Annotated in this window: 13 protein-coding genes; 4 read left to right on the plus strand and 9 right to left on the minus strand. The window is 70.5% G+C overall.

Features of this window, described 5'->3' with window-relative positions:
• Positions 1-45: 45 nt before the first annotated feature.
• From ACYVK5_RS24165 to ACYVK5_RS24175, 3 genes are read right to left on the minus strand one after another with little or no spacing between them, the layout of a single operon-like run.
• The gene (locus ACYVK5_RS24165) at positions 46-816 is read right to left on the minus strand and encodes a hypothetical protein (RefSeq protein WP_460708532.1); all 771 of its coding nucleotides are present in this window, start codon (positions 814-816) and stop codon (positions 46-48) included.
• Positions 813-1,817: an ATP-binding cassette domain-containing protein gene (locus ACYVK5_RS24170; protein ID WP_460708533.1), complete on the minus strand. Its 1,005-nt coding sequence runs from the start codon at positions 1,815-1,817 to the stop codon at positions 813-815. The genes ACYVK5_RS24165 and ACYVK5_RS24170 overlap by 4 nt, the downstream gene beginning before the upstream one ends.
• Positions 1,814-2,206 (minus strand): GntR family transcriptional regulator, encoded by a 393-nt coding sequence (locus tag ACYVK5_RS24175; RefSeq protein ID WP_460708534.1) that lies wholly within the window; start codon positions 2,204-2,206, stop codon positions 1,814-1,816. The genes ACYVK5_RS24170 and ACYVK5_RS24175 overlap by 4 nt, the downstream gene beginning before the upstream one ends.
• Positions 2,207-2,256: 50 nt before the next feature.
• Between ACYVK5_RS24175 and ACYVK5_RS24180 the strand changes: the two genes are divergently transcribed.
• Positions 2,257-2,490, plus strand: a complete 234-nt coding sequence (locus ACYVK5_RS24180; RefSeq protein WP_460708535.1) for a hypothetical protein — start codon at positions 2,257-2,259, stop codon at positions 2,488-2,490.
• A 100-nt stretch (positions 2,491-2,590) separates the two neighbouring features.
• Here ACYVK5_RS24180 and ACYVK5_RS24185 read toward each other — a convergent pair whose 3' ends face one another.
• The 3 genes from ACYVK5_RS24185 to ACYVK5_RS24195 all read right to left on the minus strand — a co-directional run bounded on the left by ACYVK5_RS24185 (position 2,591) and on the right by ACYVK5_RS24195 (position 5,919).
• A complete protein-coding gene (locus ACYVK5_RS24185) occupies positions 2,591-3,697 on the minus strand; it encodes an aspartate-semialdehyde dehydrogenase (protein WP_460708536.1) in 1,107 nt (368 codons plus the stop codon).
• 7 nt (positions 3,698-3,704) lie between these two features.
• On the minus strand, positions 3,705-5,015 hold the full coding sequence (locus ACYVK5_RS24190; protein ID WP_460708537.1) for an aspartate kinase: 1,311 nt from the start codon (positions 5,013-5,015) through the stop codon (positions 3,705-3,707).
• 112 nt (positions 5,016-5,127) lie between these two features.
• Positions 5,128-5,919 (minus strand): TSUP family transporter, encoded by a 792-nt coding sequence (locus ACYVK5_RS24195; RefSeq protein ID WP_460708538.1) that lies wholly within the window; start codon positions 5,917-5,919, stop codon positions 5,128-5,130.
• 220 nt (positions 5,920-6,139) lie between these two features.
• On the opposite strand from ACYVK5_RS24195, the gene recR reads away from it, so the two are divergent.
• Together recR and ACYVK5_RS24205 are read left to right on the plus strand one after the other, a co-directional pair.
• Complete coding sequence (gene recR, locus ACYVK5_RS24200; protein WP_460708539.1) at positions 6,140-6,739, plus strand: recombination mediator RecR; 600 nt, start codon at positions 6,140-6,142, stop codon at positions 6,737-6,739.
• Positions 6,740-6,756: 17 nt separating this feature from the next.
• Positions 6,757-7,326, plus strand: a complete 570-nt coding sequence (locus ACYVK5_RS24205; protein ID WP_460708540.1) for a DUF5063 domain-containing protein — start codon at positions 6,757-6,759, stop codon at positions 7,324-7,326.
• A gap of 152 nt (positions 7,327-7,478) precedes the next feature.
• On the opposite strand, the gene ACYVK5_RS24210 is transcribed toward ACYVK5_RS24205, so the two are convergent.
• The 3 genes from ACYVK5_RS24210 to ACYVK5_RS24220 all read right to left on the minus strand — a co-directional run bounded on the left by ACYVK5_RS24210 (position 7,479) and on the right by ACYVK5_RS24220 (position 11,264).
• The gene (locus tag ACYVK5_RS24210) at positions 7,479-8,633 is read right to left on the minus strand and encodes an ABC transporter permease (protein ID WP_460708541.1); all 1,155 of its coding nucleotides are present in this window, start codon (positions 8,631-8,633) and stop codon (positions 7,479-7,481) included.
• A complete protein-coding gene (locus tag ACYVK5_RS24215) occupies positions 8,630-9,553 on the minus strand; it encodes an ABC transporter ATP-binding protein (RefSeq protein ID WP_460708542.1) in 924 nt (307 codons plus the stop codon). Before ACYVK5_RS24215 ends, ACYVK5_RS24210 begins: the two co-directional genes overlap by 4 nt.
• A gap of 217 nt (positions 9,554-9,770) precedes the next feature.
• Positions 9,771-11,264, minus strand: coding sequence for a serine hydrolase domain-containing protein (locus tag ACYVK5_RS24220; protein WP_460708543.1), 1,494 nt, complete (start codon positions 11,262-11,264; stop codon positions 9,771-9,773).
• A 64-nt stretch (positions 11,265-11,328) separates the two neighbouring features.
• On the opposite strand from ACYVK5_RS24220, the gene ACYVK5_RS24225 reads away from it, so the two are divergent.
• Complete coding sequence (locus tag ACYVK5_RS24225) at positions 11,329-12,657, plus strand: hypothetical protein (protein ID WP_460708544.1); 1,329 nt, start codon at positions 11,329-11,331, stop codon at positions 12,655-12,657.
• Positions 12,658-12,816: the final 159 nt, after the last annotated feature.

Genomic DNA, 12,816 nt, shown 5'->3' on the forward strand with positions numbered 1-12,816 from the left:
TCTCCGGAGAGTCTGGGGACCACTCTCAAATCATGGCGGTTGCGATCAGGAAATGGGCCTCTTGACGGGAATGTCGCGAAGGAGGAGGCCGAGCGCGACGTACGTCGCCGCTGCCGCCGCCGCGACGGTGAGCAGGCCGGCCACCACCGGAAGCGGGCCGCTCAGGCCGAACACCCCCTCGGCCAGCGCGGTGGCGGGTCCCGCGTACAGGGCGATGTCGGCCGCGATGGCGGGGACGCCCAGCCCGAGGCAGACGACCAGGCCAAGCCACGGTCCGAACCGCACGAATCCTCCCGCGACGGCCACGCCGAGCAGACAATACGTCGAGACCACCAGGCCCTCGCCCACCGCGTTCACGACGAACCCGACGACGCCGGTGCTGTCGTCGCGCCCGAGGCTGCGGTGCCAGTCCAGGCCGAGCAGGCTCCACGTCACCTGCTCCACCGCGTAGAGGGCCGCGACGGCGAGCCCGAACACCGCTCCGGCCCGGGCCGCACCCCGGGCCACGCCGCGGACCAGGGCACGCCGTGTCCCACCCGCTGCCAGGTGCGTGCGGATCATGGCCAGCGGAACGATCACGCCCAGCGCGAACCCGAACCAGCGGACACTGCCCACGACGTACTGGACGGTGCTGCCGTCCAGCGCCCCGACCCGCAGCTGGATCAGGGCGATCGCTACCGCGGCCAGCGTGATGATCGGCCAGTACCAGACGCCGACCGTCCACAGCGCGGTTCCGACCTGCCGGTCCATGGCACGGACCGCGCTCCGGTGCGCGACGACGCGTCGTTCGTCCAGGGCCTGCGCAATGGTGCTCATCGAGATCCCTCCTTCAGGGGCTGTGCCCGTTCGGCCTCCGCCCGCCTCGCGCCCGTCGCCTCGCGGGAGGTGCGCGTCAGGTGGACGAAAAGGCTCTCCAGTCCTTCATGACCGACCGCCACACCCTCGGCGGTCGCGGCTCGGGCGTCGTTCTCGGACACCGTGCCGTCCACGGTGACTCTCGTGGTGGGGCCGAGCTCCTGCCGATGCAGGACATCGCGCCCGGCGGTGAGGCGTTCGACGACGGCCGTCGGCCCGGTCAGGGAGGTGGCGCGGGTACGGAGCTCGTCGGCGGGCTCCGCGAGCACCACCCGCCCCCGGTCGAGGAGCACCACGTGCTCGAACAGCCGCTCGGTCTCCTCCACGAGGTGGCTGGACAGGACCACGGTGCGTGGATGCGCGGTGTAGTCGGCCAGCAGGGCGTCGTAGAACGCGAACCGGGTGGGCGCGTCCATGCCGAGGTAGACCTCGTCGAAGATCGTCAGTGGTGCCCGGGCCGCCAGCCCGAGCGTGGCCGCGAGCGCCGACCGCTTGCCGCGGGACAGGGCCGACGGCTTCCTCCGCAGCGGCACCTCGAACAGGTCGAGCAGTTCCGCGGCGTAGTCCGCGTCCCACTCGGGCCGCAGGTCCGCGTAGAAGGAGAGGGTGGCGGTGACCTTCTCGTCGTTCAGCACGTCTCCGCCCTCCTGGACCAGCAGCACGGCCGAGGTGAGCGCGGAGTCCTCCCAGGGGTCACGGAGCTCGCCGTCGGGCCCGACGAGGACGGTGCCGCGTGTCGGGCGGCGGAAGGCGGCGAGCAGGCCCAGCATCGTGGACTTGCCGGCGCCGTTCCGGCCCAGCAGGCCAGTGATCTGGCCGGCCGGGAACTCACAGGTGATGCCGTCGAGGGCAGTGCTGCCGGGTACCCGGTGGGCTGTGCCGGCGGCGTTCATTGCCCAGGAGCGGGGGAACGTCACCTCGACGTCGTCGAATCGCGCCGCGAACGGCGGGAGCGTGTTCATGACTCTCCTTCCTTCGTGGCGGACGATCCGCCGGGAGGCCGGTGGCTGCGGACGTAGGCGACGATGTCGTCGGCTGGGATGCCGAGGAGCGATGCCTGTGCCAGGGCCGGGCCGAGCACCTCGTCGAAGTACCGCTCGCGGTGGTCGGCCCAGAGCCGTTCCCGCGCGCCGGGCGCGACGAACATCCCCAGTCCGCGGCGCTTGTACAGCACCTTCTCCTCCACGAGCTGCCCGAACGCCTTCTGTGCGGTAGCTGGGTTGATACGGAACGTGGTGGCGAACTGTGTGGTGGACATGACCTGGTCCTCCTCGTCGAGCTCACCGGAGAGCACCTGCGCGCGGATCATCTGCGCGATCTGGATGTAGATCGGTTCCGGGCCGTCGAACACGGGCCACCCTCCTCTCGGTGCATTGGTTCATCGGTTCGGGGGTTCATTACATGAGTAATGAACCACAGGCAGGGGTCCGCGCGCAAGCCCTCCTGGCGAACTCCGCACTCCGGATCCGGCTGCGGCTGCGGCTGCGGCTGCGGCTGCGGCTGCGGCTGCGGCTGCGGCTGCGGCTGCGGCTGCGGCTGCGGCTGCGGCTGCGGCACAACGCTGACACTGACACCGGTTCAGGAGAGCCGCACAGACCTTTCGGACGCCTCATGGAGGGTGCAGGACCCTGCTGAACGAAAATCAGCCGCGACCTCGGGGAAGGAAAACGCCGGGGCAGCAGGTCCGGTGAGACCTGCCGCCCCGGCGTGGGTGGAGCGGGAAACCTGTCCTGCGTCAGACCTCGGCCGCGTCCAGCGCGGTCAGCTCCGCGAGATCACCGGCGACGAGCTCCGCGATCTGCACGGTGTTCAGCGCCGCGCCCTTGCGCAGGTTGTCGTTCGAGACGAAGAACACCAGCCCGCGACCTCCCGGCACCGACTGGTCGGCGCGGATGCGGCCCACGAACGACGGGTCCGCGCCCGCTGCCACGAGCGGCGTCGGCACATCGGCGAACGCCACACCCGGCGCGCCGTCGAGCAGCTCCCGCGCGCGCTCGGGCGTGATCGCCTCCGCGAACTCCGCATGGATCGCCAGCGAGTGCCCGGTGAAGACCGGGACGCGCACGCAGGTCCCCGCGACGGCCAGGTCCGGCAGTCCGAGGATCTTGCGCGACTCGTTGCGCAGCTTCTGTTCCTCGTCGGTCTCGCCCGAGCCGTCGTCCACGAGGTTGCCGGCCAGCGGAACCACGTTGAACGCGATCGGGGCCACGTAGGCCTTCGGGCTCGGGAACTCCACCGCCCCGCCGTCGTGCACGAGCCCCTCGATGCCCGGCTCGCCGGCCGCGACGGCGGCCTTCGCCTGCCCGGCCAGTTCCGCCACGCCGGTCAGGCCGGAGCCGGAGACCGCCTGGTACGTCGCGACCTTGAGGCGTTCGAGTCCGGCGGCGTCGGCCAGCGGCTTGAGCACCGGCATCGCGGCCATGGTGGTGCAGTTCGGGTTCGCGATGATGCCCTTGGCCGCCTCGCTGACGGCCTCCGGGTTGACCTCGGACACCACGAGCGGAACCTCGGGGTCGAGGCGCCAGGCGGACGAGTTGTCGACCACGACGGCACCCGCCTCGGCGAACCGGGGCGCGTGCTCGCGCGAGGTCCCGCCGCCGGCGGAGAACAGCGCGATGTCGATGTCGGCGAGGTCCTCGGTGGCGGTCGCCGCGGTGTCCTCCACGGTCACGTCGACACCGGCGAACTCGATCGTCCGGCCGGCGGAGCGCTCCGACGCGAACAGCCGCAGCTCCCGCACCGGGAACTCGCGGTCGATCAGCAGCTGCCGCATCACGGCACCCACCTGCCCGGTCGCGCCGACGACGGCGACGTTCACACCCTGCTGGGAGATCACAGCCATCCCGCGATCACCGCCCCGACCCGGCGTAGACGACGGCCTCGCCGTCGGCGCTGTCGAGACCGAACGCGGTGTGCACCGCGCGCACGGCGTCGTCCAGGCTGTCGGCTCGCGTCACGATCGAGATGCGGATCTCGGAGGTGGAGATCATCTCGATGTTGATCCCGGCGTCGCGCACGGCGCCGAACAGCCGTGCCGAGACGCCCGGGTGCGACTTCATGCCCGCGCCGACCAGCGACAGCTTGCCGATCTGGTCGTCGAACTCGAGGCTCTCGTAGCCGACCTCGCCCTTGACGTCCCGCAGCGCGGCGAGCGCGCTCGGGCCGCTGCCCTCGGGCAGGGTGAAGGAGATGTCCGTGCGGCCGGTCGAGGCCGCGGACACGTTCTGCACGATCATGTCGATGTTCGCGCCGGAGGCCGCCACGACCTCGAAGATGCGCGCGGCCATACCGGGCTTGTCCGGGACGCCCGTGACCGTGATCTTGGCCTCCGACCGGTCGTGTGCCACGCCGGAGATCAGTGGGTCTTCCATGACGTCATCCTCCTGCTCATTGCCATCGGGGGCGTTCGGGTCGATCAGGTCTCCGTAGGTACCGGAAACGAGGGTGCCGGGCGCGCCGCTGAACGACGACCGCACGTGCAGCGGTACGCCGTAACGTCGCGCGTACTCGACGGCGCGCAGCGCGAGCACCTTGGCGCCCGACGCCGCGAGCTCCAGCATCTCCTCGTAGGTGACGCGGTGGATCTTGCGCGCCGTCGGCACGATGCGCGGGTCCGCGGTGAACACGCCGTCGACGTCCGTGAAGATCTCGCAGACGTCGGCACCGAGGCCGGCCGCCAGGGCGACCGCCGTCGTGTCCGAGCCCCCGCGCCCGAGCGTGGTGACGTCGTCCTCTTTCCGGTTGACGCCCTGGAAGCCAGCCACGATCGCGACCTGCCCCTTCTCGATCGTCGTCCGGATGCGGTGCGGGACGACGTCGACGATCCGCGCCTTCCCGTAGGCGGCGTCGGTGATCACGCCGGCCTGCGGGCCCGTGAACGACTTCGCCTTGATCCCCAGGTTGTTGGTGGCCATCGCCAGCAGCGCCATCGAGATGCGCTCGCCCGCGGTGAGGAGGATGTCCATCTCGCGCTTCGGCGGGAGAGGACTGATCTGTGCGGCCAGGTCCAGGAGGTCGTCGGTGGTGTCCCCCATTGCGGAGACGACGACCACGACGTCGTTCCCGGCCCGCTTGGCCTCCGCGATACGCTTCGCGACCCGCTTGACGCTCTTCGCGTCAGCGACCGAGCTACCGCCATATTTCTGCACGACAAGTGCCATGTGCCTGCTTCCTCTTGCCGGCCTCCGTCTCTTTCAACGGCCCGCCGGGATCGGTCTGCTTGCTCGCCAAGGCTACGACGAGGGTCGGACACCGCTCCAGGGCGTCCACCCTTCAGGACGACCATTCATCGACCACGTCCCAGCCAAGCCGGAGTATCAGGACGGCAACGACGACCACGAAGACCACGCGCACGAACCGCGATCCCCGCGCCACCGCCATCCGCGCCCCGATGTACGCGCCCACCAGGTTCGCCGCGCCGAGGCCGAGGCCGAGTGTCCAGATCACGTGCCCCGCCGGCACGAAGAAGATCAGCGCGCCGAGGTTCGTCGCGAAGTTCACGATCTTCGCGATGGCCGACGCCGGCAGGAACGAATACCCGAGCACACTCACCAGCGCGATCACGAGGAACGTCCCGGTGCCGGGCCCCAGCAGGCCGTCGTAGCCGCCGATGAGCAGGCCGATCGCCGCCGCGATCCGGCGATGACCGTTGCCCACCCAGCGCAGGTCGTCGTACTCCCCCAGCTTCGGCCGCGCGAGCGTGAACACCAGCACTCCCGCGAGCACCAGCAGGATCACGGGCTTGAACAGGTCGGCCGGGATCAGCGCGGCGAGAGCCGCCCCGCCGACCGCCCCGCCGAGGGCCGCGACGGCCATCGGGCCGGCGGTGCGCAGGTCCGGCCCCACGCGCCGGTAGTAGGTGATCGACGACGTCGCCGTGCCCAGGATGCTGCCGAGCTTGTTCGTCGCGAGGGCCTGGACCGGCGTGATGCCGGGGACGAGCAGCAGAGCCGGGAGCTGGATCAGCCCGCCCCCGCCGACGACGGCGTCCACCCAGCCCGCGGCGAGCGCGGCGAACAGGAGCAGGACGATGGTGAGGAGATCGAGCTCGGGCACGCTGTGCATTCTCTCCCGGCGGCGGGGTCACGAGGGTTCGGTGTCCGACGACGGGTTCAGTGTCCGACGACGGGCTGAGCGTCCGACAGCGGTCTCGGTGTCCGACGACAGATCCGGTCCGACAGCAGGCTGAGCGCCCGACGACAGATTCGGCGTCCGACGGCGGTCGCCCCGCGCGGCGCCGCGGCGATCGCCGTCGATGTCGGAGTGTCCGCGTAGGCTGTGCCGGGTGTACGAAGGCGTGGTCCAGGACCTGATCGACGAGTTGGGGCGGCTTCCCGGCGTCGGCCCCAAGAGCGCGCAGCGCATCGCGTTCCACCTGCTCGCGGCAGACGACCACGAGGTGAAGCGTCTGGTCGACGCGCTCGTGGAGGTGAAGCGACGGGTGCGGTTCTGCGAGCTGTGCGGCAACGTCGCCGAGGCCGAGCGCTGCCGCATCTGCGCGGACCCCCGCCGCGGGGACGAGATCATCTGTGTCGTCGAGGAGCCGAAGGACGTCGTCGCGATCGAGCGCACCCGTGAGTTCCGCGGGCGCTACCACGTGCTCGGCGGGGCGATCAACCCGATCGACAACGTGGGCCCGGACGATCTGCGGATCAAGGAGCTCATGACGCGGCTCGCGGACGGCACGGTCCAGGAGGTCATCATCGCCACCGACCCCAACGTCGAGGGCGAAGCCACGGCGACCTATCTTTCCCGATTGATCGGTTCGCTGGAAATCACCGTCTCAAGGCTGGCCTCGGGGCTACCCGTCGGTGGAGACTTGGAGTACGCCGACGAGGTAACCCTCGGGCGGGCATTCGAAGGCCGGCGGATCGTCGGCAACTGATCACAGGGGTGACAACGATGAGCGAGATCGCCGCGGACTCCGACCTCCGCGAAGTAGCCGACCAGGCATCGGCCCAGGCCCGGACGTTCCTGTCGACGCTGACGAAGGTGGCGTCCGGGTCGATGCCGGGCGCGGAGCTCTCGCTCCTGGTGCTGGCCACGAGCGACCTGCTCTCCGTCGGTGCGCGCCTCGCCGCGATCGTCGACGTCGTCCCCGCCGAGCGGTACGAGCCCGACGCCGGCCCCGAGACCGACATGGATCCGCTGCGCGATGCGTTGTCGCGACTTCTCGACGGGTTCGACGACTACCTCGAGGTCTCCGACCCGATGCTGGGCGAGGAGGTCGGCCCGGCCACGCTCTCCGGCGATCTGGCGTGCGTCGCGGAGGCCATGGCCAAGGGCCTGCAGCACTTCGACACCGGGCACGAGCTCGAGGCGCTGTGGTGGTGGCAGTTCAGCTACTTCTCCGTGTGGGGCGAGCGGGCGACCTCCGCGCTGCGCGTCCTCCAGTCGGTGCTCGCGCACCTCCGCCTCGACGTCGACGACGACGTTGCCGCCGAAGCGGAGTACGACGCGCTCCACGCGTGAGCTGAGCGCTGTACAGTTTCCTCCCCCACTTGGCCCGGCTCACGCCATGCGTTGACGACCGTACACGCCGGCCGCGCACAGGCCTCACGTCTGCCGCAGGTTGACGCCGCGCGGAGCGGCGTCAACGTGCGAGTCCGGCAGGCCGTCCCGCCTCACGCCACGCGGGTGCCCTTCGGCAGGACGCCTGTCGGGATCCGCAGCCGGTTCACCGCGACGGCGACGCCGGCGCCCCCGAACAGCAGGTTGAACCCGAGCCCCCACGGCCACGCCATCTGGTCGGTCACCTCGGTCTCCTCGACCGGCCCCTCCGGACCGCCCGCTTCGAAGCCGGTGTAGCACTCGTCCCGCTCCGGGTTCTCGGCCGTCATCGCGTATCGCACGCCGTACTGCAGCAGGGCGAGGAGGTTCACGTCGTCCATCTCGTCGGGGTCCGCGACCAGTGGCTGTGCGTCCGCCACGAGCACGAACGGGTTGGGCGCGAGCATCCACCAGGTCCGCTCGTGATGCCAGACCGGGAGGGTGTGCGTCTGCCACTCGCAGTCCTCGGCGTACCCCGTCTCCGGGTCGTAGGAGGTCTCCGACCAGACGCGCACCTCGTCGTCCGTGGTGGTCAGCGGGGCCAGCAGCCCGAACAGGATCGGCAGCACGACCGTGATCGTCCCGATCGTGAGGTAGGTGAGGACCGCCGCCGCGGACGGCTTCGTGACGACAGCCGAGAACCCGAGGCCGATCGCGCACACGACGCCGAGCACCACGGCCAGCATGAGCAGGGTCCCCACGAGCGCGAACGCCGTGATGCCGCCGGCGAACAGCGCCCACAGGATGAACGGCACGCTCGCCAGGAGGAACGCGAGCGCCGCGAGCCAGGACGCCGCGAGCTTGCCCAGCACGATCTCCGCCGGGCTGAGCATGGTGACCTGCAGCGTGGCGAGCGTTCCCGCGTTCCGGTCGCCGTTGATCGCCCCGGAGGAGAGCGTCGGGGCGACGAGCAGTCCGAGGAACAGCACGAAGCACACGACGATGCTGTAGATCATGCCGCCGAGGGGCTCGTCGGACCCCAGGTAGTAGGAGCTCTGCACCTCCACGGCGAACGCCCACGTGGTCAGCCCGGTGATGAGACCGACCACCAGGACCCACAGCACGAGCGCCAGCTTCCATCGTGTCGACCGCACGCGCTGGCGCAGTTCCAGCCGGGTCACCGTGCGCAGCCCGTGCCAGGACAGGGACCAGGTCCCGCGCTCGGCTCCGGCGGCCGCCGTCGTCCCTGTCGGGGCGGGTGCGCCCGCGTCCGTCGTCGTCCCCGTCATCGCCGTTCCTCCTCGAGCGCCAGGTACTTCTGCTCCAGCACGCCGCCCGCGGGGGCGAGGCTCACCACGTCGACTCCTGCGCGTACGGCGTCGCCCAGGAGCGCGGCCGCCTCGGTGTCGTCGGACAACTGGACGAGGACGCCCGTGCCGCCGTCGGGCTCGATGTCGTGGGTGACGCCGGCCTGGGCGAGATGTGCCAGGAGCACGTCCCGGTCCAGGGCGCTGATCCGCCACTGGCGGGTCTCGCCCGCCGACTCGATCATCTCCGGGGCGACGGTGCGACCGCGGGAGATGAAGACGGCGTCGTCGGCCATCTCGTCGAGCTCGGTGAGCACGTGCGAGGAGACGAGGATCGTCTTTCCCTCGGCGGCCAGCTGCCGCAACAGCACCCGCAGATCGACCCGCGAGCGCGGGTCGAGGCCCGATGCGGGTTCGTCGAGCAGGAGGACCTCCGGGTCGTGCACGAGGGCGCGCGCGAGTCCGAGGCGTTGCTTCTGTCCACGTGAGAGCACGTGGGCGGGCTCGTCGGCGAGCTCGGACAGGTGCACCAGGTCGAGGAGTTCGGCGGCCCGCCGCTCGCCGTCCGCCGGGGCGATCCGGTAGGCGGCGGCGACGGTGGTGAGCACCTCCCGCGCGGTCAGGGAGTCCCAGGTGCCGAACACGTCCGGCATCCAGCCTGTGCGCGAGCGGGCCTGGTAGGTCCGGGTGACCGGATCGAACCCGGCTACGGAGATGGTGCCCGCGTCAGGCGTGAGAAGCCCGGCGAGCATGAGCAGAAGGGTCGTCTTGCCGGAGCCGTTGGGCCCGATCAACGCCGTGACGCGTCCGGGCGCGGCGACGAGGTCGACGTCGGCCACTGCCTCGACGCTGCCGAAGGACCGCCGCACGCCGTGCGCAGTTACTCCACTGTCTGGGGGCATGGGCAGACGCTAGCGCCAACCACTGACATCGGCGACGAAAGTCCTGGTCGGGCACGGAACCGTGGCCGAGTCGTGGCCGAATCGCGGGCGCCGCGCCGACGCGGATCGGGGCAGCATTCTGCGGAGCGCCGTCGGCAGGCGACGCCTGACCGGTCAGCTGCCCGTCGGAGCGTGCGGACGGTGGTAGACCTCCGCCGGACCTCCACGGCGGTCCCGGTCAGACGGCGGTGCCCTTCGTATCGAGCAGGCGGGTGTCGCCGAACGACACGTTCTGGTCGAGGGTGGCCGCCACGCCGTCGTCGTCGAACCGGAGCGTGAGCGTCCAGGCGAACGGGGAGCCGACGGAGATCATCCGCACCAGCAGCACGTTCGTCTCGGTCCATGCCGCCGCGCAGGCGAGTTCCTCCGGCCCGTTCGCGAGGTCGACCCGCTGCCGTACCCATTCGCCGTGGCCCAGCGAGAGCGTCCGCTCCTGCCCGCGAGTCTCCTCGCGCAGCGCCATGCGGCCGGCGTCGTCCCAGGTCAGCTCCAGTGCTTCGAGACCGCCGACGTTCGGCGACATGCGGTAGGTGTGCCCGGTCACCGGCGTCCCGGGTCCGCTGCGCTCCCCCGCGGGCAGGGGAAGGCGCAGGTCCCAGGTGACGCCGTCGTCGGGCGCCACGATGTCCGACGACGGCCGCGGGTCGCCCGGCAGCCCGGCGTCCCCTGCGGCGGACACCCCGGCGTCCCGCGCGGCGGCCGGGTCGAGTGCCGGGAGCAGGGCGTCCCAGACCGCGTCCTGCACCGACTGGAGGTTCTGCAGGCCGGACGTGATCGCGAGGACGACGTCGTGCTCCGGCCAGACGATCGCGTACTGGCCGAACGCGCCGTCGGCCCGGTAGGCGCCGAACCGCGAGCGCCAGAACTGAAATCCGTAGCCCTGTCGCCACTCGGGCCAGTCGGCGTGGGTGCTGTCGATCTGGTGGGAGGTGGCGGCGTCGATCCATTCCGCGGGGACGAGCTGCTCGCCCTCCCACGTCCCGCGTCGGAGGCAGAGTTGTCCGAGCTTCGCCAGGTCCTCGGTCCGTACGCGCATGCCGTAGCCGCCGACGTCGAGCCCGTCGGGGTCCTGCTCCCAGGAGGCGCCCTGGAATCCGAGCGGCCCGAGGACACGGTCGCCCAGGTACTCGATCAGCCGCCGGCCCGTGCGACGCTGCACGAGCACGCCTGCCAGGTAGGTGGCTCCCGTGTTGTAGACGAACCGCGAGCCGGGCCGGTACGGCACGGGCATGGCGAGGATCTGGCGCACCCAGTCGGCGTCGCGCAGGCCGAGGTTCGTGGGTTCGATCGCCTCCATCGTCGAGACGTCGTGGCCGGTGCTCATCGTCAGCAGGTGCCGGATCGTCATCGCCCGCAGGTTGTCCGACGGCGACTCGGGGGCCTCGGCCTCGAAGTGGTCCAGCACGTTGTCGTCGAGAGCGAAAAGTCCGTCCGAGATCGCGAGGCCGACGGCGAGGCTGGTGAAGCTCTTGCTCACGGAGAACATGAGCTGGGGTGTCGCGGGATCGTACGGCGCCCAGCAGCCCTCGGCGATCACGTTCCCGTGGCGCAGCAGCATGAAGCTGTGGACCGCGTCCAGGCCGTCGAGGTTCTGCACGAGCTGGAGGACGGCTTCCGGGTCCAGGTCTTCCGCCTCCGGGGAGGAGCGGGGCAGGTCGCGCGTCGTCGTCACGCGACGATCGTAGGGGACTTGTGATTCTGGCTGGATCCTCGCCACGGAACGCTATACAGGGTTCATGGACCGGACTCCTCCCGACCCAGCCCCGCCGTCGGCCGGGCGTTCTCGGTGGCGCACGACGGGGCTGGTCATAGCCTGGACGCTGGCGCTGGTGATCGTGGTGCCCGTCGTGGCGGTCATCGGATACGGGATCTATCTGGCGACGCCCGGGAACGGCGACCGGATCGCCCGCGGGACCGCGGCGGACACGGCGGCGACGATCGCCGACGAGGTCGTCGTGCCCCTGCACAACAGCAACGGGGTGCTGCACGCCGAACAGATCGCCGAGAGCGCGATCCTGAGGCAACCTGATCCTCGGCTCCCCGATCGGCGGAATGCCGACGTCGTCGTCGAACTCCTCGGCTGGGACGGTGCCACGGATGACGCCGACGGTGCACGCGTGGATCTCCGTATCGAGGTCGTCGTCCACGGTGGATCCGGCGGCACTCTCTTCGCGCGCGGACGGACAGGGGGACATGCCGTCGAGTGCTACCGATTGACAGTGGGATACTACGAGTACGACGAGGCGGCCGATCTGGACGAGATCGACTGCTCCGCACAAGGGTCGACGCCCCCTGCTCTGCCTGCGGGCATGCCCGCCGAGCTCGGCCCCGAGGTGGGCGTCAAGGTCCGGCGGGCGCTGGACGATGTCGACCTGAGCGTCTACGAAGACATCAGCCACGTGATCGTCAGCGACGAGATCCAGCAGGCGGTAGGGGACGAGTTCCCTTTCGAGGAGTACGAAGGCTACGACCTGACCATCCGTGTCGGCATCCTGGACGGCCCGTACGTGGACGGCGACGAGACGATCGTGGCCGCGATCGGGATGCCGTATCCGGTGGACTGCGTCGTCGCCGTCAGAGAGCCTGGGCGCCCCGCATACGTCTCCGTGGAGTACCCGTCCGAGGAACTGGAGATCGGCGGGATGGGCTGCACACCCCAACTGATCACCCGATACGGAACCGGTGAAGCCGCACCGGAACCGACTGCGATGCCGTCCCCGGCATCTCCGGATCCCACTGCGCCCTGGAACGTCGAGTCGGCCTCTTCGACGGCGAACGAGGAGCGGCTGCTCGAGGTGCTCTCCGAAGCCGGCCCCGATTCGGAGGATGCGAGCGTCCTGGCAGCACTCGAGGATGTCTTCCCCGATCACACCGTCGCGGCGCGACGGGACGGGAACGAGCTGGTGGCCTCGGTCATGGGGCCGGGGCACCGCGACTGCCTGGTCGGTGTGCGGGTCGGGAACGACAAGCCGTTTCGCTACACGGACTTCCCACGGGTCCAGCTCGAACTCGGTGAACTGGGCTGCGGTCCGCTCTTGTACCGGTCGAACGTGACGGCGCACTGAGGCTGCCGAGCCGGTACGGGCATCGTCCGTGACGCTCTTCGTGGGCGGCGGGATCTGACATCGACGCCCCGTTCAGTTCCGCCCGAGCGCGAACCTCGCCCCTCCGTCCGCGCCATTCACCGCCCCCTTCGTCTGTGTCAGCCTCCCCGTCTATCGTTG

Source organism: Myceligenerans halotolerans, from assembly GCF_054782975.1.